The sequence below is a fragment of the Rhizorhapis suberifaciens genome (genome assembly GCF_014200045.1).
GTDB lineage: Bacteria > Pseudomonadota > Alphaproteobacteria > Sphingomonadales > Sphingomonadaceae > Rhizorhapis > Rhizorhapis suberifaciens.
On sequence record NZ_JACHOV010000010.1, the window covers coordinates 1 to 24,426 of the forward strand.

The 24,426-nt window shown below is 58.7% G+C and carries 23 protein-coding genes and 3 tRNA genes; 12 read left to right on the plus strand and 14 right to left on the minus strand.

Features of this window, described 5'->3' with window-relative positions; genetic code table 11:
* Positions 1 to 106: 106 nt before the first annotated feature.
* The 13 genes from HNQ99_RS12465 to HNQ99_RS12525 form a co-directional block, all read right to left on the minus strand.
* Positions 107 to 183 (minus strand) — tRNA-Pro (locus HNQ99_RS12465).
* A gap of 114 nt (positions 184 to 297) precedes the next feature.
* Positions 298 to 372 (minus strand) — tRNA-Ile (locus HNQ99_RS12470).
* 52 nt (positions 373 to 424) lie between these two features.
* The gene (locus HNQ99_RS12475; protein ID WP_184476035.1) at positions 425 to 1,450 is read right to left on the minus strand and encodes a polysaccharide deacetylase family protein; all 1,026 of its coding nucleotides are present in this window, start codon (positions 1,448 to 1,450) and stop codon (positions 425 to 427) included.
* A gap of 202 nt (positions 1,451 to 1,652) precedes the next feature.
* A tRNA-Phe gene (locus tag HNQ99_RS12480) sits at positions 1,653 to 1,728 on the minus strand.
* A 58-nt stretch (positions 1,729 to 1,786) separates the two neighbouring features.
* Positions 1,787 to 1,987 (minus strand): DNA gyrase inhibitor YacG, encoded by a 201-nt coding sequence (locus tag HNQ99_RS12485; RefSeq protein ID WP_184476038.1) that lies wholly within the window; start codon positions 1,985 to 1,987, stop codon positions 1,787 to 1,789.
* Positions 1,977 to 2,966: a ribonuclease E/G family protein gene (locus HNQ99_RS12490; RefSeq protein ID WP_184476041.1), complete on the minus strand. Its 990-nt coding sequence runs from the start codon at positions 2,964 to 2,966 to the stop codon at positions 1,977 to 1,979. Before HNQ99_RS12490 ends, HNQ99_RS12485 begins: the two co-directional genes overlap by 11 nt.
* A complete protein-coding gene (locus HNQ99_RS12495; protein ID WP_184476470.1) occupies positions 2,959 to 3,531 on the minus strand; it encodes a Maf family protein in 573 nt (190 codons plus the stop codon). The genes HNQ99_RS12490 and HNQ99_RS12495 overlap by 8 nt, the downstream gene beginning before the upstream one ends.
* Before the next feature lie 121 nt (positions 3,532 to 3,652).
* Positions 3,653 to 3,871: a translation initiation factor IF-1 gene (gene infA / locus HNQ99_RS12500; RefSeq protein ID WP_010162480.1), complete on the minus strand. Its 219-nt coding sequence runs from the start codon at positions 3,869 to 3,871 to the stop codon at positions 3,653 to 3,655.
* A gap of 77 nt (positions 3,872 to 3,948) precedes the next feature.
* Complete coding sequence (locus HNQ99_RS12505; RefSeq protein ID WP_184476044.1) at positions 3,949 to 5,208, minus strand: adenosylmethionine--8-amino-7-oxononanoate transaminase; 1,260 nt, start codon at positions 5,206 to 5,208, stop codon at positions 3,949 to 3,951.
* 61 nt (positions 5,209 to 5,269) lie between these two features.
* Positions 5,270 to 5,905: a dethiobiotin synthase gene (bioD, locus tag HNQ99_RS12510; protein ID WP_184476047.1), complete on the minus strand. Its 636-nt coding sequence runs from the start codon at positions 5,903 to 5,905 to the stop codon at positions 5,270 to 5,272.
* Complete coding sequence (locus HNQ99_RS12515) at positions 5,902 to 7,038, minus strand: 8-amino-7-oxononanoate synthase (RefSeq protein ID WP_184476050.1); 1,137 nt, start codon at positions 7,036 to 7,038, stop codon at positions 5,902 to 5,904. Before HNQ99_RS12515 ends, bioD begins: the two co-directional genes overlap by 4 nt.
* A gap of 70 nt (positions 7,039 to 7,108) precedes the next feature.
* On the minus strand, positions 7,109 to 7,603 hold the full coding sequence (locus tag HNQ99_RS12520) for a flavin reductase family protein (protein WP_184476053.1): 495 nt from the start codon (positions 7,601 to 7,603) through the stop codon (positions 7,109 to 7,111).
* A 207-nt stretch (positions 7,604 to 7,810) separates the two neighbouring features.
* A complete protein-coding gene (locus tag HNQ99_RS12525; RefSeq protein ID WP_184476056.1) occupies positions 7,811 to 8,110 on the minus strand; it encodes a glycine zipper 2TM domain-containing protein in 300 nt (99 codons plus the stop codon).
* 160 nt (positions 8,111 to 8,270) lie between these two features.
* On the opposite strand from HNQ99_RS12525, the gene HNQ99_RS12530 reads away from it, so the two are divergent.
* The 12 genes from HNQ99_RS12530 (at position 8,271) to HNQ99_RS12585 (ending at position 22,787) form a co-directional block, all read left to right on the plus strand.
* Entirely contained in the window at positions 8,271 to 8,627 is a 357-nt protein-coding gene (locus HNQ99_RS12530; protein ID WP_184476060.1) for a SpoIIAA family protein, read from the plus strand.
* A gap of 72 nt (positions 8,628 to 8,699) precedes the next feature.
* Positions 8,700 to 9,089: a cupredoxin domain-containing protein gene (locus HNQ99_RS12535; RefSeq protein WP_184476063.1), complete on the plus strand. Its 390-nt coding sequence runs from the start codon at positions 8,700 to 8,702 to the stop codon at positions 9,087 to 9,089.
* Positions 9,090 to 9,147: 58 nt separating this feature from the next.
* Positions 9,148 to 9,546: a low affinity iron permease family protein gene (locus HNQ99_RS12540; RefSeq protein WP_184476065.1), complete on the plus strand. Its 399-nt coding sequence runs from the start codon at positions 9,148 to 9,150 to the stop codon at positions 9,544 to 9,546.
* 267 nt (positions 9,547 to 9,813) lie between these two features.
* On the plus strand, positions 9,814 to 11,874 hold the full coding sequence (locus HNQ99_RS12545; RefSeq protein WP_246414944.1) for a putative bifunctional diguanylate cyclase/phosphodiesterase: 2,061 nt from the start codon (positions 9,814 to 9,816) through the stop codon (positions 11,872 to 11,874).
* 121 nt (positions 11,875 to 11,995) lie between these two features.
* A complete protein-coding gene (gene gorA, locus HNQ99_RS12550) occupies positions 11,996 to 13,342 on the plus strand; it encodes a glutathione-disulfide reductase (protein WP_184476068.1) in 1,347 nt (448 codons plus the stop codon).
* A gap of 110 nt (positions 13,343 to 13,452) precedes the next feature.
* Positions 13,453 to 14,985, plus strand: a complete 1,533-nt coding sequence (locus HNQ99_RS12555) for an acyl-CoA carboxylase subunit beta (protein WP_184476071.1) — start codon at positions 13,453 to 13,455, stop codon at positions 14,983 to 14,985.
* A gap of 36 nt (positions 14,986 to 15,021) precedes the next feature.
* Positions 15,022 to 16,206: a beta-ketothiolase BktB gene (gene bktB, locus HNQ99_RS12560; RefSeq protein ID WP_184476074.1), complete on the plus strand. Its 1,185-nt coding sequence runs from the start codon at positions 15,022 to 15,024 to the stop codon at positions 16,204 to 16,206.
* The gene (mce, locus tag HNQ99_RS12565; protein WP_184476077.1) at positions 16,206 to 16,628 is read left to right on the plus strand and encodes a methylmalonyl-CoA epimerase; all 423 of its coding nucleotides are present in this window, start codon (positions 16,206 to 16,208) and stop codon (positions 16,626 to 16,628) included. The genes bktB and mce overlap by 1 nt, the downstream gene beginning before the upstream one ends.
* A 51-nt stretch (positions 16,629 to 16,679) precedes the next feature.
* Positions 16,680 to 17,459 carry an enoyl-CoA hydratase-related protein gene (locus HNQ99_RS12570; RefSeq protein WP_184476080.1) on the plus strand — a complete coding sequence of 260 codons (780 nt, stop codon included), beginning with the start codon at positions 16,680 to 16,682 and terminating at the stop codon, positions 17,457 to 17,459.
* On the plus strand, positions 17,456 to 19,603 hold the full coding sequence (scpA, locus tag HNQ99_RS12575) for a methylmalonyl-CoA mutase (RefSeq protein WP_184476083.1): 2,148 nt from the start codon (positions 17,456 to 17,458) through the stop codon (positions 19,601 to 19,603). The genes HNQ99_RS12570 and scpA overlap by 4 nt, the downstream gene beginning before the upstream one ends.
* Positions 19,604 to 19,707: 104 nt before the next feature.
* On the plus strand, positions 19,708 to 20,694 hold the full coding sequence (bioB, locus tag HNQ99_RS12580; RefSeq protein ID WP_322790370.1) for a biotin synthase BioB: 987 nt from the start codon (positions 19,708 to 19,710) through the stop codon (positions 20,692 to 20,694).
* A gap of 110 nt (positions 20,695 to 20,804) precedes the next feature.
* Positions 20,805 to 22,787 (plus strand): acetyl-CoA carboxylase biotin carboxylase subunit, encoded by a 1,983-nt coding sequence (locus tag HNQ99_RS12585; protein WP_184476089.1) that lies wholly within the window; start codon positions 20,805 to 20,807, stop codon positions 22,785 to 22,787.
* A gap of 23 nt (positions 22,788 to 22,810) precedes the next feature.
* Here HNQ99_RS12585 and HNQ99_RS12590 read toward each other — a convergent pair whose 3' ends face one another.
* On the minus strand, positions 22,811 to 24,259 hold the full coding sequence (locus HNQ99_RS12590) for an HWE histidine kinase domain-containing protein (RefSeq protein ID WP_184476091.1): 1,449 nt from the start codon (positions 24,257 to 24,259) through the stop codon (positions 22,811 to 22,813).
* Between the last annotated feature and the right edge of the window lie 167 nt (positions 24,260 to 24,426).

Genomic DNA, 24,426 nt, shown 5'->3' on the forward strand with positions numbered 1-24,426 from the left:
GCAGAAAACATTGCAGACCATCGACAACCCGTTCGGCGCGAGGTTGTCACCCATGTCTTAGGTACATTCTGTTACCTATGTGTCCGGGCCGGACACACCAAAGAAATGGTCGGGGAGACAGGATTCGAACCTGCGACCCTCTGGTCCCAAACCAGATGCGCTACCAGGCTGCGCTACTCCCCGAGGTCGATGAGCGCCTTAGCCGCCCTGTGGTGCCAATGGCAACTGGAAAAGGCACAGCCCCAAAAGAACTGATGAACTTGCCGCAATGCTGCGTGAATCGGGCTGGAGTGAAATTGGTGGGCCCGGAGGGATTCGAACCCCCAACCTAGCCGTTATGAGCGGCCGGCTCTACCGTTGAGCTACAGGCCCCCACCAGTTGAATGCCGTCCGATAGCGGACGGGTGCACGCCAATGCAAGTGCTTATAAGGCTTTGCGCCGAGGAACGGCCGCCAGCAATTCGCCAAGCGAAGCCGCCCGCACTCCGTGGCGCGCCAAATGGTTGAGCACCACGTCCCACCAGCGATAGAATTCCCGCAGATCCGCTTCGTCCCGGACATAGGGCGTATATCCGGGCTCCAGCGAGGGCGAGTGGAATGACAGGTTCAGCACCCGCACGCCATCCTCGATCATCCCGTCGATTGCCTGGACGGCGTCCTCAGGCGAAATGCCCTCTGGCGTCAGCGCCACGCGGCTGAGCATTCCCAACTTTGAAAGCGCGCCGGGGAGGGGCCCGAACTGCTGCGCCAGCTTGTAAAGCGGCCGCCCGAAGGAACGAAGTTGGCCAGTAAAAGTGGTCGAAAGCGGCAGTTCCACCAGCTTGCGTTCCGGCCCGGCCCAATAGGGTACTGGCGGAAGGTGGTAGAAATCCGGCCCCATTTGCGAACGATAATTGAAAAGTGACCGGACCGAACTGTCGAGCAGGAAGCCCTCCTCCTCAAGCAACCGGGCGCTGTTCGGCCCCACGCCATAGCGCCCGGCGCGAAAGCTGACAGGCGTTTCGCCCAACTCTTGCGCTATGCGGTCCCGCAGGGCTCGTATCTTGGCGCGTTCCAGCGCTTCAGGCAGCGTGCCGACATAGCTGTTGGCGACGGTCACCTCCTCCTCATGCGGCGGATTGACCCAGGGATGGAGTTGAGCGCCAGCGTCGCAACGACCTTCATTTACCCACGCCTTCAACAATTCGACCGCCGCGGGGCTTTCCAGAATGGGATAGTCAACCATGTGAACCGGCCTGATCCCGGCGCCATTCAAAAACGCCTGTCCTTCGGCAAGACCTTTCAAGCTGTCGACGCTATGGCCGGTTCTGGAAAAGGGCTGGTGCCAGTCAAACTCTTCCTCGGTATCGATGAACAGGGTGAAGCGGATGCCGAACTCCGGCTTCAACACGATCATATCTTCAGGAGCGGGATATTGGCTGAAAGCTCCGTCGCTGACGTCAACCCTCATCTTTCCCTGATATGCATTCATATTCCACTGTCACCCGCTCGAATCATCAACGGGACCATGACGGAGCGGATAAAAATTTTGGTTAAGGCAGCGGAATTGGCGCCTGGGTGCAGCACCGCTTGCCGTTCGGAAAGCCTGCATGGTTCCATTGTTGTTAAACGAAGCCCACGCTTTTAACGCATTACATTTAAGTCATCGAAAATGGTGCCCGGGGACGGGATCGAACCGCCGACACTGCGATTTTCAGTCGCATGCTCTACCAACTGAGCTACCCGGGCTTTGGAGCGCTGCCGCGTGAATCCGCGAGCGCGTCAGGAGCCGTGCCTATAGGCGGGGCTAAGGGGCGTTGTCTACCCCATTTTCGTCCTGAACTTCTCCATCTTCGCGCGTAGATGGGCCGGGGACCTTATAGCCTTCGCCAAGCCAGTTGAGGAGGTCGCGATCGCGGCAGCCGCGGCTGCAGAAAGGGCGAAAATCCGCCGTGGCAGTCTGCCCGCAGACCGGACAATCGTTGGATTTGGATTTCCTATTCTGCATGGAAGCCGGATATGGAGAGGCTCTCGTCCGGGCGCAAGGCAACGGGGCCACCCCGGCGGCGCTCAAGCAGGTCGAGCCAGTCCTTCGCCTTGCGCAGCCGCGCAATGACGGCGGGCGCGCCTACAAGGGTCACGGCGCCGCCATTGCCATGGCGTTCCCCGCGACGGAGCAGCGCCAGCGCGGCGGTAAGAACGGGATCCTCACGCAGGATTTCGGGCAGCGAGGGGCGCTCGCGTTTGCGGATCGCCTGCAGGAACCCAAAGCCGTTGACTGCCGTGCGTTCAAAGGGCTGCGGTAAGTGCTTATCGAAAAGATTGGCGGCAATCTGCCGCTCGTCCCGGTTGTTCATGGTCGGAAGATCGATGCCGATGGAACCAGTGATTCCCATGCGGCTGATCGCCTTTGCGGCCAATGCCGCGCCCTTGGGCCCAAGCTGCGCAGGAGGCAGGCTGCCGTCGACGTCGATCAGCGTCATGGCTGGGGTAAGGAATATCCGGAGCGACGCTGCTTCAGTCCCAACTTCGCCCGTCATCGCTTCTTCCATCAACTCGCCCCAGCCATGTTCCTCCAGCCGGTCAGGCTCGTAGGCGGGGCAGGGGGTTACAGGCTGATCGGTCGAAGAAATGCGCTGATAGAGAGCGGGACCGGGGCGCGGTTTAGACCCGGCCGGGGCCACACGAATCTTGGCGAGTTTGTCGCGCCCCTCCTCGCCAATGCGTTCACGAAGCACTTCTGCCAAAAGGGTAGCTCCCTCAGCCAGCTTTGGCGGAATGGGTTCCAAGAGGGCTTCCTCACCGCTGTCGAAGCGAACGATGCCTCTTCGCCGCGGTATTATTGTGCGGATCAGGCGCCCCGAAACGATTGCGGCCGCGAGGGCGCGCTTGCCTTCCCGCTCGACATGGGCCTCAAGGATCTCGCCCTTGTGAACGAGCGCTGCCCGGTTTTCGCCTATGCCTTCTTCATAGAGCCATTCAGACATGCAGATAGCCTTCAGCGACAAGTAATGAACGCACTTCCATCAGCGGCAAGCCGACCACGCCGCTGTGACTGCCTGATAAATTGCGGATAAGGCCCGCCGCACGACCCTGAATGGCATAGCCGCCCGCTTTCCCGTGCCATTCGCCACTTACGAGATAGCTGTCAATTTCAGCCGGATGGAGTCGCTTGAACGTGACCATGCTGGTTGAAAGCCGATGGTGAATGCGGCCTTCCGCACCGATCAGCGTAATCGCGCTGTGAACACGGTGGCGTCGGCCTGAAAGGAGGTTGAGACATTCACGTGCCTGGTCTTCCGTCTCTGCCTTTGGCAGAATTCGGTGGCCTGCCGCGACGACGGTGTCCCCCGATAGAATGAGCGCGCCTGGGTGGCGGTTGGCTACGGCGGTGGCCTTTTCCATCGATAATCTCCGGGCGTGACTTTCGGGGCGCTCACCCTTCAGCACGGTTTCGTCGATATCGGCGGGATCAACCACATCCGGGGTGACGCCAATCTGCGCCAGCAGATCAAGGCGGCGAGGGGATGATGAGGCAAGGATCAGGCGCATGGGCATGATTTACCAACTACCTATCCGGCGAATGCGGATACCAAAGGTGCGACAGATCCAGTTTTGCTAAACTCCGGGCCCTTGCTTTCGCAGGAGACAGGGTTTCTGCCAGGTAGAACCCTCACTTGAACCGGTAGGTGATCCGGCCCTTGGTGAGATCATAGGGGGTGAGTTCAACGAGAACTTCGTCGCCTACCAGCACGCGGATGCGGTTCTTGCGCATCTTGCCGGCGGTGTGACCAAGAATTTCATGATCATTTTCCAGTTTCACGCGAAACATGGCGTTGGGGAGAAGCTCCACAACCTGTCCGCGCATTTCAAGCAGTTCTTCTTTCGCCATAAAATCCCGATAAATTCAAAAATCGCGCCGCCATAGCGCCAAATTGCCCAAATGAAAAGCTGTGCCGCAAGCTTTCGTCAGCGGACGAAGACTTGACCAGCCTCGGTGATAGCGTCGAACAATATTTCGAGGGAGTCCTCGCCGATGGCATAGGGCGGCATAGCATAAATGCTATTGCCGAGCGGCCGCAGCAAGATACCGCGTTTCAGGAAGAAATCGCGGAGCTGCGGGGCCACATCAGACAGATAGCCTGAACGTTCCGTCTTTATGTCGAGCGCTGCGATCGCGCCGATCTGGCGGCTGTTTTCGAAATGCAGACCATCGTCAAACCGGGTCATCAAACTCCGCATTTGGCTGGAAAGCTTTGCGATGCGTCCGAGCACGTCCTCTTCCCGCCAGATGGCGAGATTGGCGGCGGCCGCTGCACATGCGATCGGATTAGCTGTGTAGCTGCTGGAATGGTAGAAAAGGTCTCGCCGGTCGGTCGAATAATGCGCTTCGAAAATGGGATCATTCGCAAGGGTGACGGCAAGGGGGATTGAGCCGCCAGTCAGCCCCTTCGACAAACACATGATATCGGGGGAAATACCCGCCTGCTCGCAAGCGAACAGCGTGCCTGTGCGACCCCACCCTGTCATCACTTCATCGGCGATGAAGAGGACATTATGCCGCGCGCAGATTTCGCGCATCGCCTTTAGCGTTTCGGGCCCGTAGATCAGCATGCCGCCCGCGCCCAGGATCAGCGGTTCAACGATGAAGGCGGCGGGAGGTTCATCGCCCTTGCAAGCCTGTTCCAGTGCGTCGAGCGCAAGCTGTTCTCGACCCAGCGTCGGGAAGGGTATGGTTCCGACATCAAAGAGCAGCGGGGCGTAGGGGCGGTTGAAAACGCCCCGTTCACCCACCGACATCGTACCAATGGTGTCCCCATGATAGCTGTGTTCGAGCACCAATATGCGTCGGCGCGGCTCGCGGCGGTTGTGCCAATAGCCGAGCGCCATTTTCAAGGCGACCTCCACACTGGTCGAGCCGCTATCGGAGAAGAAGACGCGGGTGAGGCCAGCAGGAGCGATGTCGATGACGCGGCGGGCGACCTCTTCGGCCGGTTCATGGGTGTAACCGGCAAAGATCACCTGGTCGAGCTTCTGCGCTTGCTGGGTGATGGCCGCCATGATGCGCGGATGGCAATGTCCGTGCGTCGTCACCCACCAGCTTGAAATGCCGTCTATCAGGGTAGAGCCGTCAGCGCAGTGAAGGAGGGCCCCTTCGGCCCGAACAACGGTAGGTATCGGCTCCTGCAAGCCGTGCTGGGTAAAGGGGTGCCAGATGGGCGAAGTCATACGCAGAACCTGCATTTGAGAGACCGCAATACTTGCCGTCTAGCGTTATCGGCGGAGCGGATCATAACGCCGCCCTTATCGCGGCCAGATCGATATTTTCCCGAATCGCCCTTGCCAACGTCTCGCTATCCAGCGGATCGACCATTGGCAACCGGCCTAGCGAAGGCACCCTGGCAAGCCTTGGCACGATCCGTTGATTTTCCTCGTGCCCATCGCCGATGAAAATGATCCCCACCAAAGGTACGCCGCGGGAACGAAGCGCCTCAACCGTTAGCAGGCTGTGGTTGATTGTGCCCAATCCTGTTCGGGCGCAAATGATGACCGGCGACTGCCAGCGCGCGAGCTGGTCGGCGTAAAGCAGATCGTCGGTTAGCGGTACGAGTACGCCACCTGCGGCCTCAATGATGAGCGGACCGTCAGCCGACGGGAGGACCAAACGGGCCGGATCGATCTCCAAATTGTCAAGCCGCGCGGCGAGGTGCGGGGAGGCGGGGGTGGCAAGGCGGTAGGCTTCGGGCAAAATATGCTGAAGTGGCAGGCCGGATAGATGGGCGACGGTTTCGCTATCAGTGCCCTCTTCCATGCCCGCTTGAACCGGCTTCCAATAATAGCCGCCCAAGGCCCTCGTGAGTCCCGCCGCAAAGACCGTCTTGCCGATGCCCGTATCGGTCCCGGCGATAACAATTGCGCCGCTCACGGGTTGGCCTCCATGGCTCTCGCCATTGCCTCGGCCAGAGCGCTGATGTCGCTTTCATCCACATTCAGATTGAGCGAAAGACGCAAACGAGAAGTGCCGCGTGGAACAGTGGGTGGGCGGATGCCCCTTATATCGAAGCCTGCGGCCTGTAACGTCTCCGCCACGCGCATGGTGCGCTTATCCTCACCCAGGATTACCGGAATGATCTGACTCTTCGAAGACGGGAGGCCAAAGCGTTCGCAGACTGCTTTGTCGGCGTGAGCACGCAAGTCCATTAGGCGCGCTCGCAGATCGTCGGCTTCGGCGACGCGGTCGAGGGCAGCGGATACAGCGACTGCCATCAATGGAGAGGGTGCGGTCGAAAAGATGAAGGGTCGCGCGCGGTTGACAAGATAATCGATGACGGTCTTCGATGCACAGACAAGTGCACCCTCCGCGCCCAGTCCCTTGCCACAGGTGTGCAGCGAAACGACATTGTCCTGCCCCTCAAGGGCTGCGGCGAGGCCCTTGCCCTGGGGTCCATATATGCCGGTGGCATGCGCCTCATCAAGCAGCAGCCAGGCGTCCTCGGCGGCCGCAAGGCTAGCGAAGCCGCTGATCGGAGCCACGTCTCCGTCCATGCTGTAGAGAGTCTCAAAGGCGATCCAGACGCGCCCTTGGCCGCCCTCCGTCCGCCATTGCCGAATGGCGGCCTCAAAGGCGTTTACGTCGTTATGGCGTGCGAATCTGTATTCGGCCCGCGCCATGCGCAGGCCGTCATGGGCACTGGCGTGAATGAGCTCGTCGGCCAGGATCAGGTCGCCCTTTTGCGGCAAAGTGGAAAACAGGGCTGTATTGGCGGCAAATCCGCTGGAAAAATAAAGCGCGCCCTCGCTGCCGAAAAAGCGGGCGGCCTTTTCCTCCAGCGCCCCATGTTCCGGAGCGTTGCCGCGAAGGAGCCGCGAGCCTCCTGAGCCCAAGGGAACGCCCCGTTCTACTGCGTCGACGATGGCCTGAGCGATGAAGGGATCATGGGAGAGGCCGAGATAATCGTTAGAGGCAAAGTCCCGGCCCTCGCGGGGGATCAGGCGACGCAATCGCCCGCGCCCAGCAAGTGCTTCCAGTTGCTTTTTATATTCTGCGCCGAATGCCATGGTTTTTCTTTAAGCGCAGTGAAGGCCGCTTCCAAGGGGGGCGCCGGAGACCGGGTTTAGTTGCCGTCCGTCAAATACGCTGTGCAGATCCAAAGGAGCCGTCCACCCAAATCAGCGGGTCGATGCTGGGATGGTTCACAATGCGATGCACTTGACCAATGAACAAGGTATGCGTTGCGACGCCGACGGTCATTTGGGTCGTGCAGAAAAGACTGGCGACGGCGTCAGGCAAAACCGGGAGACCTTCTTCCGATGCAATCCAACCGCCATCCTCGAAACGCGCTGCACCTTTTTTGGCGCCACTGAACACGCCCACAAGGTCGCGGTGCCGTTCGGCCAGCAGATTAACGCAAAAGCAATGCTCCGCCTGGAGAACGGGAGACAGGCTCGCAGTGCGATTTACCGCGACGAGGAGCGTGGGCGGATCGGCCGTTATCGACATGACAGCCGTCGCCGCCATTCCCGTCCACTTCTCACCCGTCCCGGCGGTTATGATCGCTATTGTCGTAGCCAAGCGGCGCATGGCCTGTTTGAAGTCGTCAGACAGCATGGAATCAACGGTCATTCAGGTCTCCTCGATTCGATTTCGCCTTATATGCGAAATTCGAAAACCCAAGCGCGTCGATTGCGCGCGCATTGCTCTTACGGGCATTTGCGATTGCATGATTGCTGCGTCTCACGAAGCGCGCAACTCGGCACGCGTTATATGAAAGAAACATATGAATGAAAAAGGGCAAACCGTTGCGGCTCGCCCTTTATTACCAACGTCCGGTTAGCGGCAGCGGCGCTTGCTGTCGATTTCCTTGCCGATGAGTGCGCCAGCGGCAGCGCCTAAAATGGTGCCGGTAGCGCGTTCACCGCGCGTATCGATGGAACGGCCAACCAGTGCGCCGCCCACGCCGCCAACGATCAGACCCACGGTGCCGTCCGATTTGCGGCAGTAGGTCCGTCCATCCCGACCGCGCCATTCCTTGTAGCGGTAATCCCTTGCCTGAGCACCGCTGGATGAGAATGCCACCGCCGCCGGTAGGACCAACGACGCCGCTGCGAGCGAAAGCATGAAATTGCGCATGATATTTCCCTTCTTTATCTTCATTGCTTCATGACAATGATCATTGTGGACGGCGCAGCCTTAACCTGTCACAACGGCACAAGTATTTGATAAATAAACAATAATTAAAAATCGTCGGGGGAAAATCCCCCGAATCGGGTCGTAAAGAGGGGATAATCACATGCTTAGCCATCGGCTGGATTCTAAGAAGGGCATTGTAGAGATAGAAATAGATGGTGCGGCCGATACGAAAAGTTATCGGACGCTTATCACCGACATGGACCAGTTGATTGCGGCGAATGGCAAGATATCGGTATTGGAGATCGTACGGGATATCGGTTGGCTCAGCCCCGGCATCTGGTGGGAGGATCTTGGTTGGTCCTTTCGCCACCTGAAAGACATAGCGCGGGTTGCTATTGTCACTGACAAGAGCTGGATCAAGCCAATAGTAAAGATGATGGCGGGCGTCATGTCCGCCGAGGTAGCAACATTTGCGCTCGACGAACTGGACAAGGCCCGCAGCTGGATCGCCCGGTAAGCGGCAGGGTGCAAGCGGATGGGTGTCGCGCCGACCGCAGATATGTTAATATGCCGACAGGAGGATCGGGCCATGGTTATCCCGCTTCTTGTTCCAGCAATCGCATTATTGGCGTTAGCAGGCCAAGCTACAGCGCAGCCGGCTGCTTTGTCTCGAATAGAGGTGGTTCTCGCAGACTTCAGCTATTCGCCCAAGACCATCCGGCTTGAGGCAGGGCAAAAAGCGGTGCTGCGCCTCACAAACCAAGGGTCGGGCGGGCATAATTTTGCGGCTCCCGATTTCTTCAGCCGGGCGCAACTGGATCCCGCGAGCGCCCATCTTGTCCACAAAGGCAAGGTGGAGGTGAAAAAAGGCGCAAGCGTCGACCTGACGCTGACCCCCGTGGCCGGGCGCTACAAACTTAAATGTACGCATTTCCTGCATAGCGGCTTTGGCATGAAGGGCATGATTGTTGTTGAATAGTTGCCGAGCACGGGCGACTGGGTCATGCTGACGCGCTTATAAACTGTAAGGATGCGCCATGGACCATTTCTTCAGCCGCTTTGCCCAAAATATTGCGATGATGGTGGGAAGGCCCGAAGCCTTCCTTGTGGCGTTGGGCGTTGTTCTGCTGTGGGGGATTACGGGACCGCTTTTTCATTGGTCAGACACCTGGCAACTCATCATCAATACCGGAACTACTATCGTTACTTTTTTAATGGTGTTTCTGATCCAGAGCGCACAAAATCGCGACGCAAGCGCCATTCAGGCAAAGCTCGACGAACTGATCCGGGCGGCTGAACCGGCTCGGAATGAATTTATAGGCATCGAGCACCTGACGGAACATGAGCTTGAAGGAATTCGGAAGTTCCTGGAAGATACCTATGGCGAAGGAACGCCATATCAGGCGCCAGTGAGGCGGCTGATCAGGCGGAGGTGAATAGGCCACCAACAAGTAAGCCCCGTCGCTCTCGCGGCGGGGCTCCCATGAAGATTTCTCTCTTTCGACAGACATCTTCCCACCTTGTCTCTCGATAAGGTGGAAAATAAAAACGTGCGCCTGAGGGAAAGGTTCCCGATCGAAGACAAAAATTGTGCTTGTTATCGGTGCGAAGACGCCATCGCTGAAATCCGCTGATTCATATAGATGACATAAAGGTTTTTCTGGCATTAAGTACGGGCATATAAAAAGAAACGGAATCTGAAATTGGGGCAAGCTGCCATTTCCGACTGGCAAAAAGAGGGCGGCGATACCGATGCGCCCACACCGACGACGTCGCATTTGCCGCTGTTCATTCTTTCAGCGCACGACAGGGACCTGCTTTCGGCGTTGGCGCAGGAGGCGGGTTGGCGTCCAGTTGCGGCGCGCCGTTCCGCAGGCGTCGAACAACGCTTTCTAGGAAGTCAAGCGCATGTAGCCGTAATCGATGCCAGACGGGGCATAGGGAAAGCGTTGCCCGTTGTTTCTGCTCTGTCGGAAGCTGTGGAGGCCATGGGCGGGGCCTTGCTGGTGCTGGTAGATCCGTCCGAAAGCGCACAGTTACCCGAGATGCTTACTGCGGGGGCGACCCATTATCTGGCCGATGAGGTCAGTGGCGAACGGCTGGCCCTAGGGCTGGCCTTTGCACAACGGCACGTAGAGCGGTTGGGTGGCGGGCAGGTGGAAACGCGCAGCCGCAATGCCATCCAGCGCAGCGACGGCCTGTTCTGGCGCCATGAGGCCGGATCGGGTCGCGTGGTTATCAGTTCCGCCCTGGCAGAGCATTTTGGCATCGCACAAAGCTTGATCAGGCCCGCAGACCTCCTGCGGTTTCTTCCTTCCGCCGAGCGCCGCGCCGCTCTACGCCTGGCGCGGCAGGTCGTGCGCAGCGGCGCAGGTGCAGCATTTGCGCATATCCTACCCGGCGATCCCGACAGGCGGGTCGCGCATCATTTATATGCGGAGGGGGGTAGCATTTCGGGGGAAATTGAAATTCTCCCCCATGGCGAAAGCCGATTGCCAGAGGAAAAGGATTACCTGACTGGGCTGTCCAACCGGAGGGCGGCGCACAAGTGGATCGACCGCGAACTTGCTCGTGGGGAAACCATGGCTCTTATTCTGCTCTCGATCAGCCAGTTCGATCGCATGAATGCCGCCTATGGTCATATGGCGGGCAATGCTTTGCTGGGACGCGTAGGCCGCCGAATCGAAAGACTGGTCGAAGAAGAGGTAGGAAGCGGCGCAATGCTGGCGCGGGTGGCCGGCACCGAATTCCTCATCGGACTGCCGCGTGAGAAGGGGACGGAGCGCGCCGCATTTCTGGCGCACCGATTGATCGCAGCCGTCGCCCGGCCATTTAGTGCAGGCGATCATCTCATCCGCCTTACAGCGCGATGCGGGATAGCCGAGCCGCTTGCCAGCGACGATGCCGGCCGTTTGCTCCGCCGCGCCGGGGCCGCACTTGCGGACGCGAAGGCATCGGAAAATCAGAGCGTCCGAGTGCGTGTTCGGGACGACCGCAGTTTGGCGGTCGATGACGATCAGTTGGAAACCGACCTTCGCCTCGCCGTTAGCCGCGGGGAGATCGAAATCGTCTTCCAGCCGCAATATGCGATGGCCGATGACGCATTGACGGGAGTAGAGGCGCTGGCGCGCTGGAACCATCCTCGCTTTGGCTCTCTGGGCGCGAGTGCGCTTTTCGCGGCTGCCGAACGATCCGATTATTTGCTTCCGCTATCGACGCACATCCAGATGCGGGCGCTGGAGGTCGCGGCGCATTGGCCAGCGAGACTGGCGTCGCTTCGCCTTGCCATCAACGTCACCGCCGCCGATATCGCCCAGCCAGATTATTTCGATCGCTTCATGGAAAGGCTGCGCGCCAGTGGTTTCCCGCACGATCGGCTGACCGTGGAAATCACCGAAAGCGGCCTTATCGAGGATCTGGCTGCCGCTTCGGCGCTATTGGCAAAATGGCAGGCGGCGGGAGTGCGCGTGGCGATTGACGATTTCGGTACGGGATATTCCAGCCTTGCCTATCTGAAGTCGCTGCCCCTCGATTATCTGAAGATCGACAGCGCCTTGGCAAAGGACATTGCAGGGTCGGAACGCGACAGCATCATCGTCGGCGGCGTCATCGACATGGCGAAATCGCTGGGCCTTTCCGTGGTGGCTGAAGGTGTCGAGACCGAGCAGCAACTGACACTGCTGGCACGAAAGGGATGCGATTTTTATCAAGGATTTCTGAGATCTGGGGCAGTAGGTAATGAGGAACTTCTCCGCCTGACCTAACAGTGCAAATCCGGACGAACAAGGCGCCCGATCAATCTGCCCGATCAATCTGATAGTCAAAACCCATTTGTAAGCCACTGCATCAGCCGCCATATCCGCTGGCGGCACCAGGAGTTTCTATATGAGCGAATATGATTATGACCTGTTTGTGATCGGCGCTGGATCGGGCGGCGTACGCGCCGCACGCGTTTCCGCCGCCCATGGCGCAAAAGTGGCCGTGGCCGAAGAGCATCGGGTCGGCGGCACCTGTGTCATTCGCGGCTGTGTGCCCAAGAAGCTGCTCGTCTATGGAGCGCATTTCGCCGAGGATCTTCAGGACGCCAAGCGGTTCGGTTGGGACGTGCCCGACTGCAAGTTCGACTGGGCGACATTAAGGAACAATGTTCTCGATGAGGTCGATCGGTTGAACGGCCTCTACACCCAGACGCTCGATAATCATAAGGTCGAAATCATTCGCGAGCGGGCGACCGTGGCCGGACCTCATCAGGTCAAACTTGCCAGCGGGCGCACCGTGACCGCAAAATATATTCTGATCGCGGTCGGCGCATGGCCGATGGCACCTGATTGCGAGGGCGCGGAATATGGCATCACTTCGAACGAGGTGTTCCACCTGGAAACCCAGCCCAGGCGGGTGGTGATCGCCGGAGGAGGATATATCGCCAACGAGTTCGCTGGCATCTTCCATGAATTCGGCAGTCATGTGACGCTGATCAATCGATCCGACCAGCTGCTGCGCGGCTACGACGCGCAGATCCGCGACCGGCTGCTGCAGATCAGCATGATGAAGGGCATTGAGTTCCGCTTCAACGCACCCTTCGAAAAGGTGGTAAAGCAGGAAGACGGCTCTCTTCTGGTCTATAATAAAGGGCATGAGCCTCTCGAATGCGATATGCTGCTGTTCGCCACGGGACGGAAGCCGAAGACGGATGGGCTGGGCCTGGACAATGCGGGCATTGAACTCGACGCACAGGGCGCCATCCCGGTAGATGAATATAGCCGGTCGAGCTGTGAAAGCATCTATGCCGTTGGGGACGTGACCAACCGCGTGCAACTCACCCCTGTTGCCATCCGGGAAGGACAGGCCTTCGCGGACACCGTCTTTGGCGACAATCCCCATATAGTGGATTATAGCTGCATTCCGGCGGCGGTCTTCAGCAACCCTCCGCTGGCGGGCGTAGGCATGACCGAGGCCGAGGCACGGAACAAGGTGGGATCCATCAAGGTCTACACATCGGACTTCCGGTCGATGAAGAATGTGCTGGCCGGCCGTAATGAACGGGGGCTCTACAAGATGATCTGCAATGCCGTCACGGGGCAGGTCATTGGCTTGCACATGATCAGTTCGGATGCTCCAGAAATTCTTCAGGCAGCGGCCATCGCCGTGAAAGCGGGCCTTACCAAACAGGATTTCGACAACACTATGGCGTTGCACCCCAGCATGGCCGAAGAGTTGGTTTTGATGAAGTGACGGCACGGCGCAGTGTAAAATATCGTTTTTGCAAAATTACATTTGCATGACGACATAAAGGCTGAAAAGGAGCATTTCTTGTGGCGGATTAACGCAGGGAAATGCGGAATATGCAGGCGATCGTCGAACAACTTGAAGCGAAACGGGAAGGCGCTCGCCTTGGCGGCGGTGAGAAGCGCATTGCTGCTCAGCACAGTAAGGGCAAGCTGACCGCGCGAGAACGGCTTGACGTCCTTCTCGATGAGGGGTCGTTCGAAGAACTCGACATGTATGTCGAACATAATTGCGTCGATTTCGGCATGCACGAGCAGGTGATTCCTGGGGACGGCGTAGTGACGGGATCGGGGACGATCAATGGTCGGCTGGTTTATGTCTTCAGCCAGGACTTCACTGTCTTTGGCGGGTCGCTGTCGGAGCGTCATGCTCAGAAGATCTGCAAGATCATGGACATGGCGATGAAGGTCGGTGCGCCCGTGATCGGGTTGAACGACTCCGGTGGCGCGCGCATTCAGGAAGGCGTTGCCTCGCTCGCGGGCTATGCCGAGGTGTTCCAGCGCAACGTGCTTGCGTCGGGCGTTGTGCCCCAGCTTTCGCTCATCATGGGGCCCTGTGCGGGTGGCGCGGTCTATTCGCCGGCCATGACCGACTTCATCTTCATGGTGAAAGATTCAAGCTATATGTTCGTGACGGGTCCTGACGTGGTCAAGACCGTGACAAATGAGATCGTGACTCAGGAAGAGCTTGGCGGCGCCGTCACTCACACAACCAAATCCGGTGTGGCTGACGTGGCTTTCGAAAACGACATTGAGGTATTGCTCGCCGCGCGCGACTTTATCGACTTCCTGCCGCTTTCAAACCGTGAGGAAGTGCCGGAGCGTCCGACCGCGGACGCATGGGACCGTATGGAGGAGAGCCTGGATGCGCTCATCCCGGCCAATGCCAACCAGCCCTATGATATGCACGAGCTGATCCGCAAAACGGTTGATGAAGGCGATTTCTTCGAAGTTCAGCCGGCGCATGCAGGCAATATCATTTGCGGCTTTGGACGGGTCGAAGGCCGCACCATCGGCATTGTGGCCAATCAGCCCATGGTATTGGCCGGCTGCCTTGATATTAAAGCCTCGAAGAAGGCGGGACGTTTCGTGCGTTTCTGCGACGCCTTCAATATTCCGATCGTCACTTTCGTGGACGTGCCCGGCTTTCTTCCTGGCGTAGGCCAGGAGCATGACGGCATCATCAAGCATGGGGCAAAGCTCCTCTTCGCCTTTGCGGAGGCGACTGTCCCCAAGATCACGGTCATTACTCGCAAGGCCTATGGCGGCGCCTATGACGTTATGTCATCCAAGCATCTGCGCGGTGACCTGAATTATGCATGGCCTACCGCTGAAATTGCGGTTATGGGCGCGAAAGGTGCGGTGGAGATCATTTTCCGTCAGGATATGGACTGCCCCGACAAGATCGCCGATCGCACCAAGGAGTATGAGGCGCGCTTCGCCAACCCCTTTGTGGCGGCGAGCAAGGGTTTCATCGACGAGGTTATCCAGCCGCACTCGACCCGTCGCCGGATTGCGCTGGGCCTGCGGAAGTTGCGCAACAAGGCGCTCGAAAATCCGTGGAAGAAGCACGATAATATTCCGCTGTAACAGCGATTGCATGATTGAATTGAAAGACGTCAAGATATGACTACTGAACCTGTCTACATCCTTTCCGGAGTCCGGACCGCTATCGGCAGCTTTGGCGGCTCCCTGAAGGACTTGGCCCCTGCAAAACTTGGCGCTTTGGTGATTTCGGAGGCGGTGAGCCGCGCTGGCCTGACTCCGTCGGATGTCGGGCATGTCGTAATGGGGCAGGTGATCCCGACCGAACCCAAGGATGCCTATTCTGCGCGCGTCGCCGCCGTGAATGCGGGCATTCCGGTCCAAGCACCCGCTCTGACCGTTAATCGTCTTTGCGGCTCAGGCCTCCAGGCGATTATCTCGTCGGCGCAGATGGTTGCCCTGGGTGAGTGCGACATTGCTGTTGCCGGCGGAGCGGAGAATATGAGCCTTTCGCCCCATGTGCTGACGACGGCCCGCTGGGGAACCAAGATGGGGAACGTCGCCGCTATCGACGCCATGCTGGCCGTGCTGAGCGATCCCTTTGAAGGCTTTCATATGGGCATCACCGCGGAAAACGTGGCGAAGAAGTACAACATCACGCGTGAGGCGCAGGACGCGCTTGCCGTAACCAGCCATGAGCGCGCTGCTAGGGCACAGGCCGAAGGCCGGTTCAACTCGCAAATCCTGCCGATAGAGATCAAAACCCGCAAGGGCTTCACTGTCTTTGATACTGATGAGCATGTTCGGACCGACGTGAGTGCCGAGGATTTAAAGAAGTTGCGCCCGGCTTTTGAGAAGGAAGGCTCCGTAACGGCGGGCAACGCTTCTGGCATTAATGACGGTGCCGCAGCGGTCGTGCTGGCTTCTCAAAAAGCAGTGGACACAAGAGGCCTCAAGCCCATGGGCCGCATCCTCGCCTGGGGACATGCGGGCGTGGAACCGGGCATCATGGGTATAGGTCCGGTCAAGGCGATCCCTATTGCGCTCGAACGGGCGGGGCTTTCGCTTGCGGATATCGACATCATCGAAAGCAATGAAGCATTCGCTGCTCAGGCCTGTGCAGTTGCGCAGGAACTTGGCTTTGACCCCGAAAAGGTCAACCCCAATGGCAGCGGCATTTCGCTGGGTCACCCCATTGGCGCGACGGGCGCAATATTGGCCGTGAAAGCGCTTTACGAACTGGAGCGTACGGGCGGGAAATATGGCCTTTGCTCCATGTGCATCGGCGGTGGGCAGGGTATCGCCATAGTGGTGGAAAAGCTCTGATGGGCATCGGTCGTCTCAATCATGTCGGCATTGCGACACCTTCTATCGGGAAATCGGTGGAGATGTATGTCAATCTCCTGGGTGCGACGAAGGTCCATGAACCCTTCGATCTGCCGCCTCAGGGTGTACGCGTTTGTTTCGTCGATACACCAAATTGCCAAGTGGAGTTGATCGAGCCGCTGGGCGAAAACAGCCCCATTATCAAGTTCCTGGAAAAGAACCCTCAGGGCGGGCAACATCATGTCTGTTTTGAGGTTGCCGACATCCATGCGGCCAAGGCCGAGATGGAGGCAAAAGGCGCAAAGGTCCTGGGCGAGCCGCGCATTGGCGCCCACGGTACGCCGGTGATCTTTGTGCATCCCAAGGACATGGGCGGCGTGCTGGTCGAACTGATGGAGACGCCGCAGGGGAGCGGGCATTGATCCTTTTCCTTTCTTCCACCGCACTGCGCTCGGTATGAACGGAGCAGCGTCATGACCTATGAATTCATCCAGACGGGTGTAGACAATGGCGTCTTGACGATTGCGCTTAACCGACCCGATCGTTTGAATGCCCTTATCCCCCAAATGATGGATGAGATTGTCGCGGCGCTCTACGCAGCACCGCAGCAGGGTGCGCGCGCCGCCATATTGACTGGATCGGGCAAGGGTTTTTGCAGCGGCACCGACCTGCAAATGGAGGGCGGGCTTCCCGACGACATCAGCGAGCTTCTGGAACATCATTACAATCCGGCGATGGAAAAGATCATGGCTTTGCCGCTGCCTATGGTGGCGGCAGTGCATGGTCCTTGTGCGGGCATCGGAACGTCGCTTGCGCTGGCATGCGATTTCGTGGTTGCCGCGCGCTCATCCTATTTCCTCCATGCCTTCGTGAATATCGGCCTGGTGCCCGACGGCGGCGTAACGTGGATGCTTCCTCGCCTGATCGGTAGGGCCAGGGCCACCCAGATGATGATGCTGGGCGAGCGTATCCCCGCGGAACGAGCTGAAAACTGGGGTTTGATCTACAAGGTCGTGGACGACGACGTGCTTCGGAGCGAGGCTCAGACGTTGGCCACACGGCTTGCCAATTCAGCGACTGGAGCGCTTGGCATGATCCGGAAGGGTCTTACAGAAGCGATGGAATCGACATTCTCGCAGGCGCTGGACATGGAATGCCGGCATCAGCGGGACGCGGGACGTAGCGCGGATTTCGCGGAAGGCGTGCAGGCCTTCCTGGCAAAGCGTCCCGCCAAATTTGAGGGCAGGCGATGACCGGTAAACGCACGATCGACGAATGGAAGACGCTTTCCGAAAAGGAAGTGAAAGGGCGCGACCTTACGTGGCACACGCCAGAGGGCATTGACGTAAAGCCGCTATATACGGCGGACGATGTGCAGGACCTGGATCCTGGCTTGCCCGGCTTTGCGCCGTTTACGCGTGGCGTGCGCGCCAGCATGTATGCGGGCCAGCCCTGGACCATCCGACAATATGCCGGCTTTTCGACGGCGGAGGAATCCAACGCCTTTTATCGCCGCAATCTGGCGGCGGGTCAGAAGGGGCTTTCGGTCGCATTCGACCTTGCCACTCATCGCGGCTATGACAGCGACCATCCGCGCGTCACCGGCGACGTGGGTAAGGCAGGGGTTGCCATCGATACCATCGATGACATGAAAATCCTCTTCGACGGCATTCCGCTCGACCAGATGTCGGTCAGCATGACCATGAACGGCGCAGTGATCCCGGTCCTCGCCTTCTATATCATCGCGGCGGAAGAGCAGGGCGTTTCGCAGGACAAGCTCTCCGGAACCATTCAGAACGATATTCTGAAAGAGTTTATGGTCCGCAACACCTATATCTATCCGCCTGAACCGTCGATGCGAATCATTTCCGACATATTCGGTTACACGTCGGAGCACATGCCGAAGTTCAACTCCATCTCCATCTCAGGCTATCATATGCAGGAGGCGGGAGCCACGCAGGTGCAGGAGTTGGCCTTCACCATCGCGGACGGCATGGAATATGTGAAATATGGCGTGGCGTCCGGTCTTGATATCGATCAGTTCGCTGGACGTTTGAGCTTCTTCTTCGCCATCGGCATGAATTTCTTCATGGAAGTTGCGAAGCTGCGCGCCGCACGGACTCTTTGGTATCGCGCCATGACCGAGCTGGGCGCAAGGCAGGAACGCAGCAAGATGCTGCGCACACACTGCCAGACCTCTGGCGTGTCCTTGACGGAGCAGGACCCCTATAACAACGTCATTCGGACGACGATCGAGGCCATGGCCGCGATGTTGGGCGGCACGCAGTCGCTTCACACCAATGCGCTGGATGAGGCGATTGCCTTGCCAACGGATTTTTCCGCCCGCATCGCGCGCAACACGCAGATCGTGATTCAGCAGGAAAGCGGCATGTGCAATGTCGTCGATCCGCTGGGCGGCAGCTATTATATCGAGGCCCTTACCAAGGAACTGGTCGACAAGGCTTGGGACATTATCGAGCGCGTCGAAGCCGAAGGCGGCATGGCGAAAGCGGTGGCGGCAGGCTGGCCCAAGGCAATGATCGAAGAAGCGGCCGCAGCACGGCAGGCCCGCGTCGACCGGGGCGAGGACGTCATTGTCGGCGTAAACAAATACCGCCTGGAAAATGAAGACGCCCTGGAAATACTTGAGGTGGACAACCACAAGGTCCGTGACGCCCAAATAGCACGCATAAAGAAAGTCAAGGCTGGCCGTGACGAGGCGGCCTGCCAGGCTGCGCTCTCCGCGCTGACGGAGGGAGCGAGGGGCAAGGGCAATCTTCTCGACCTGGCAGTCAAGGCGGCTCGCGTCCGTGCGACGCTGGGCGAGATCAGCAAGGCGATGGAAGACGTCTTTGGCCGCTATGATACTGTGCCCAAGCCTGTATCGGGCGTTTATGGCGGCGCTTATGCCGATGACAGTCGTTGGACCCGGGTCGTGGACGGTGTCGAAGCATTCGAACGCCGCAAGGGACGAAAGCCCCGTATGCTCGTCGCGAAAATGGGCCAGGATGGACATGATCGCGGTGCCAACGTGATCGCCTCCGCCTTTTCGGACATGGGCTTTGAGGTGGTGAGCGGGCCATTGTTCCAGACGCCCGAGGAAGCGCTATACCTGGCGCTCGAAAAGGATGTAGACGTGGTTGGCGCTTCCAGTCTTGCCGCGGGACACAAGACGTTGATACCGCAGCTCATTCAGTTGCTGCAACAGAACGGCCGGCCCGATATCAAGGTTGTGGCGGGCGGAGTGATCCCTTCGCAGGACTATCAGTATCTGCGTGACGCGGGCGTCGCGGGCATTTATGGCCCGGGCAGCAATGTGATCGAATGTGCGGCGGATGTGCTTCGCCTGCTCGGCCACAATATGCCGCCCGAAGGCCTGGAGGAAGCTGCGGAATGAGAGAAGCCCAACCCCAAGTTCCGTTTGTGACGAGCGAAGTCGAGACATGCTGGGCTGCCAATCCAGCGTCCGGCGACTGCGCTCGGGACGAACGGGGTCAGAGAGTGCGTACCGATTGGACCCGTGAGGAAATCGCCGCGCTATTCGCATTGCCTTTTTCGGACCTGCTCTACGAAGCGCAGACGGTCCATCGCGCCAACCACCCGCGCAATGAAGTGCAGCTTTCCACGCTATTGTCGATCAAGACCGGTGGCTGTCCGGAAGATTGTGGCTATTGCAGCCAATCGGCAGAGGCGGAAAGCGGCCTGAAAGCTACCAAATTGATGGATGTGCAAGCCGTACTGCAATCGGCTGCTCAGGCGAAGGACAATGGATCGGGCCGCTTTTGCATGGGTGCTGCATGGCGTAATCCCAAGGATCGCGACATGCCAGCGCTCATCGAAATGGTGAAGGGCGTCCGCCAGATGGGCATGGAAACCTGCATGACACTGGGGATGCTGTCGTCCAATCAGGCGAAGCAACTCGCGGACGCGGGGCTCGATTACTATAATCATAATATCGACACCTCGCCCGAAAACTACGCCAACGTCATTACGACCCGGACCTTTGAGGACCGGATCGAGACTCTGGAGAATGTGCGGTCCGCCGGGATTAACGTCTGCTGCGGTGGCATCGTAGGCATGGGCGAGACGCGGGATGACCGCATCGGCTTCATCCACGCTCTTGCCACCATGCCGCACCCGGAAAGCGTGCCCATCAATGCGCTGGTGCCGGTCAAAGGCACGGTGCTGGGCGACATGCTGGCCGACACGCCGCTCGCCAAGATCGACGAGATCGAGTTCGTCCGCACTGTCGCCGTGGCGCGCATTACCATGCCCAATAGCATGGTACGCCTCTCGGCTGGCCGCGAAAGCATGAGCGAGGCGTGCCAGGCGCTTTGCTTCATGGCGGGTGCGAACAGCATTTTTACCGGCGATAAGCTGCTGACTACGCCCAATGCGGGCGACAATGCGGATGCATCCTTATTCGCGAAACTGGGTGTGGTGGCGATGCAGGCCGCGCCACATGGGCATTTGGAAGCTGCGGAATAGACACTCCCGTTGAACCCTGAGTGCTTCAAAAGGCTTTCCTTTCGTCTACGGAAAGAAAGGTTTTCGATAGGCTCAGCCCTGGCGGGTAATTGGAACAAATTGGGGCAGGAATGATAAAGAAGATACTGATCGCCAATCGTGGTGAAATCGCTTGCCGGGTGATCCGGACCGCACGGAAGATGGGCATAAAAACTGTTGCGGTTTATTCCGACGCAGACGCCCGCGCGCCGCATGTACAGATGGCCGATGAGGCCGTTCATATCGGCCCGCCCCCTGCGGGCCAGTCTTATCTGCTCGCCGACAAGATCATTGAGGCTTGCAAGGCGACGGGCGCTGACGCGGTCCACCCTGGCTATGGCTTTCTTTCCGAACGCGAAAGCTTCCGCAAGGCGCTCGATGCGGAAGGCATCATCTTCGTTGGTCCACCCGCCAACGCCATCGCCGCGATGGGCGACAAGATCGAGTCCCAAAAGCTCGCCATGGAAGCCGGCGTTAACGTGGTTCCCGGCTTTGTCGGTGTGATCGACGACACCGAGCACGCGGTCCGCATCTCCAACGAGATTGGCTATCCCGTGATGATGAAAGCGTCGGCTGGCGGCGGCGGCAAGGGTATGCGCCTTGCCTATAGCGAAAAGGACGTTCGCGAAGGCTTTGAAGCAACCAAGCGCGAAGGCCTGGCGAGCTTTGGCGACGATCGCGTTTTCATCGAGAAGTTCATCGAAAGCCCGCGCCATATCGAAATTCAGATATTGGGCGATCAGCATGGCAATATCGTTTACCTCAACGAACGCGAATGCTCGATCCAGCGCCGCCATCAGAAGGTGGTGGAAGAAGCGCCGTCGCCCTTCGTTACGTCCGAAATGCGCAAGGCCATGGGAGAGCAATGCGTCGCTTTGGCGCGGGCCGTGGGCTATTTCAGCGCGGGCACGGTCGAATTGATCGTTTCAGGCGCGGACAAGACGGGGCAGGGTTTTTACTTCCTGGAAATGAACACGCGCTTGCAGGTTGAGCATCCCGTGACCGAGCAGATTACCGGACTTGATCTGGTCGAACAGATGATCCGCGTTGCCAATGGCGAGGAACTGTCCTTCCGCCAGGAAGACGTGCAGATCAACGGCTGGTCGATTGAAAATCGCGTCTATGCCGAGGATCCCTATCGCGGCTTCCTCCCATCCACGGGCCGTCTCGTCCGCTACAATCCGCCGCTGGAAATCGAAGGCGTGCGTGTCGATGATGGCGTGGAGGAAGGCGGTGAGGTCAGCATGTTCTATGACCCGATGATCGCCAAGCTCATCACCTATGCGCCAACGCGGGAGGAAGCGATCGACAAGCAGATCGAAGCGCTCGATCGCTTTGAACTCCAGGGACCGGGTCATAATATCGACTTCCTGTCAGCCCTGATGCAGCACCCACGTTTCCGCGAAGGAAACATCACCACCGGGTTCATTGCAGAGGAATATCCTGACGGTTTCGCGGGAGCCCCGGCAAGTGCGAACCTGCTTCGTCAGCTTGCCGCCATTGGAGCGTTCGCTGGCGCTGCTCAGGCCGATCGCGCTCGCCGCATCGACGGGCAGCTTGGGAAAAAGCTTCGTCCTCCCGCACACTGGCAGGTGCGCGTCGCCGGGATCGATCATGAGGTCGAACTGTCGCCGGACAATGTCCTTGTTGACGGCGAAGCCTTGAATATCAGCCTTGAATATACGCCGGGCGACCGCATGATCGAGGCGGAGATCGATGACGAAAACCTAACCGTCCAGATCGCTCCCATCCGCGCTGGGTTCCGTCTGACGACCCGGGGCGCCAGCCATGACGTCCGGGTGCTTCCAGCGCATGTTGCTCCACATGCCGCGCACATGATCGAAAAGGTGCCGCCGGATCTGTCGAAATATCTGCTGTGCCCGATGCCGGGATTGCTCGTCGCGCTGCATGTCGGCCAAGGCGACAAGGTGGAGGCTGGTCAGCCGCTCGCCGTGGTCGAGGCAATGAAGATGGAAAACATTCTTCGCGCGGAAAAGGCCGGGGTGATCAAGTCGATCGAGGCGCAGCCGGGCGCAAGTCTGGCGGTTGATGCAGTTATTCTCGAATTGGAATGATGGAAATCGGCCGCCGAGGTAATTTACGTCGGCGGCCGTAATTTGCGTTCCTGCTTGTCAATCGCGACGCGGACCGCGCCGATCAGTTGCGCGGCGTCGGCCGGCTTGCGAATCCTCTCGCAATCTTCAAACTGTTGTGCGGCATCCAAATTTTCATAACCGGTGCAGAAAAGGATTGGGACGCCCAGTCTCTGGAGGGTATCGGCGAGTGGGTAGACCGTGTTTCCATCCAGATTGACGTCCAATATCGCCGCGTCCGGAATGGGTGACGTGGACAGCAACTGATTGGCCTCTTCGATAGTTGCTGCGGGCCCCATGATCGACCATCCGGCCTCCTCCAGCGATTCCGTCAGTTGCATCGCGATCAGCATTTCGTCTTCCACGATGAGGAGTTTGCCTGGTTTCCGCCGATCCAATGGCGGCGGGCGCGGCGTTCCTGCGGTGACCGGAATAAGGTTGGGAATGTCCTGCGGCCGCATGACGCCGGCCGGAAGGGCTGCGTTCACGACAATCCCCTTGGGATCCCAATCTATCTCGACATCGCCTCCAAGTTGCAGCCCCGTGACAGTGGTAATCAGGTTCGAGCCAAAGCCTTTTTGCTTGGGCGTGGAGACAGGCGGACCATTGGTTTCGCGCCAGCAGAGGTAGAGTTTTTCACCATTTTTCAGTTCCCATTCAACATCTACTCGCCCCTTGACCGTAGAAAGGGCGCCATATTTGACCGCGTTGGTGGCAAGCTCATGGATGAGTAACCCTATGGGCTGGACAGCCTTGGGCGAAAGCATGATGTCGGGACCGCGGTAGTGAACCTGCCCAGGGCGTTCATAGGCGGAAACTTCATCTTGAACGACTTTTCGCAGGGCAGCGCCGCTCCAGCGATTTTGCGCCAGCAAGGAATGTGCGCGGGCGAGGGCGGAAACACGTCCTGTGACCGCTTCGACAAAGGCGTCGCGCGATGGCGCCCTCGTCAGAGACACCAATGCCTGCACAATGGCGAGTGCATTCTTGGCTCTATGGTCGACCTCTCGCGCCAATAGCGCGCGGGCGTCCTCATTGGCCTTTCGCTCGGTAATGTCGCGCAGAATAACGGTGGAAAGCCGTTCATTATCGACAACCGCCTGGCTGATGGATGCTTCCAGCGGAAATTCCTGTCCGTTTGCCCTGAGGCCACTGATCGCGCCGAGTGTACCCATGCGCCGTCCGGTCTCTCCTGTCTTGCCGAAACGCCGAATATGGCCTTCGTGCGCCGACCGGAACCGTTCGGGAATGAAGCGCGAAATCGGTTGCCCTATCGCTTCGCTGCTTGCCATGCCAAACATGGCTTCCGCCGCTGGGTTGAAGAAAATGATCCTGTGGCGATTGTCGATCGTGATGATCGCATCCATTGCGGTGGCGATAATCGCTTCCAAACGGTTCTTGGTTTCGATCGCCGCCGTCAACGCAGCAGGGTCGTCGATAAAGTCCTTGTGCATCACCGCCCCCGAAAAACGAAGAAAAGGTGCAGACGTCCCCACGTGCGGAGAGGAGCCTGTATTAGGGCTTGATTTCTGTCAACCGTGTTCTTCTTCGGGGTAATTGATCAGGTGAAAATGGATGAAAAATATCCGCCGGCATTCCACTGATGCCGACGGAGGGTAAA